1 pseudogene is annotated in these 1,363 nt (G+C 55.6%); it reads left to right on the top strand.

From position 1 onward, the window contains the following. Window positions 1–81 precede the first annotated feature (81 nt). Window positions 82–1,363, top strand: a pseudogene (locus HW443_RS11305) (NADH-quinone oxidoreductase subunit F); the annotation flags it as partial.

The following is a 1,363-nucleotide window of genomic DNA, read 5'->3' as shown; positions in this document are numbered from 1 at the left end:
CAACGGCGAAGTACACGCTCGGATAACTCGCGAGGCAGCGGCAACTATTGTCGACACGCTGGCGAATCGCAAGGAGGAAGAATGATCAAATCATCGCTAGGACTTGATCAACTGAGGAACCGCTATGCCGATGCCATCTCCCGTGAACTGGAGGAGAAGCCCCACATTTACGTTGGGGCGGCCACCTGCGGGCGGGCTTCTGGCGCCTTGAAGTTGCTTGATTACATCAATGCCGAACTCGACAAGAGAGGCTTAGCGGCCAATGTGGCTCAGGTAGGCTGTATCGGTCTTTGTTATGCTGAACCTCTGGTTGATATCGCCAAGCCAAAACATCCCCGCATCTGCTATTCCCATGTCACAGCAGAGATGATTCCTCTCTTGATAGAAGAGTATCTGGTTAAGGATAATCCTCGAGCTGATCTGGCGATGGGCACAGTAGGAGAAGGTAAAATCGATGACATTCCTGATCTCTTTGACCTTGCGGTATTAAAACCCCAGGCGAAAATAGCGCTTCGTAACTGCGGACACATCAACGCGGAGAGTCTGCCGGAATACATTGCTCGCGGCGGCTACCAGGGATTAGCCAAGGTTCTTACCACTATGACCCCTGAGGAAGTGATTGATACAATTGAGAGCGCGGGGCTGCGCGGGCGGGGTGGGGCTGGATTTCCCACCGGCCGTAAATGGCGCCTTGCTTCCGGGCAACCAGAGGAGATCAAATACATTGTCTGCAACGCGGATGAGGGCGACCCGGGAGCATTTATGAACCGCAGCCTGCTTGAGGGCGACCCCCATCGAGTATTGGAGGGAATGCTTATTGCGGCCTACGCTATCGGAGCTCGGCAGGGGTATATTTACTTGCGAGCGGAGTACCCGCTCGCCGTAAGGCGCTCCCAGCGGGCGATAGACGACGCCAAATGTGAGGGTTTAGTAGGCGAGAGCATCCTCGGAAGCAATTTCTCGTGTCAAATTGATATCATAGAAGGAGCCGGCGCCTTCGTCTGCGGTGAGGAGACTGCCATGATCGCTGCCATGGAAGGCCGGCGCGGGATGCCGCGCCAGCGTCCCCCTTTTCCGGCAACTTCGGGTCTATGGGAGAAACCGACGATCATCAACAACGTCGAGACTCTGGCCCATGTGCCCGGCATCATATCGAATGGAATAGATTGGTTTCGCAGCTTTGGTACCCCCACCAACCCGGGGACCAAGACCTTTGCCTTAGCCGGAAAGGTAATCCGCACTGGATTGGTCGAAATACCATTGGGGACTACCATACGCCAGCTCCTCTTCGACATCGGGGGAGGGATAGCAGGTGGCAAGGCCTTCAAAGCGGTGCAAATAGGCGGCCCTTCAGGCGGCTGTC

The organism is Candidatus Hakubella thermalkaliphila (assembly GCF_013281975.1).
GTDB classification, from domain to species: domain Bacteria; phylum Actinomycetota; class Humimicrobiia; order Hakubellales; family Hakubellaceae; genus Hakubella; species Hakubella thermalkaliphila.
The sequence above is the reverse complement of the archived record's forward strand: the minus strand, read 5'-3'. Positions and strand labels throughout refer to the sequence as shown.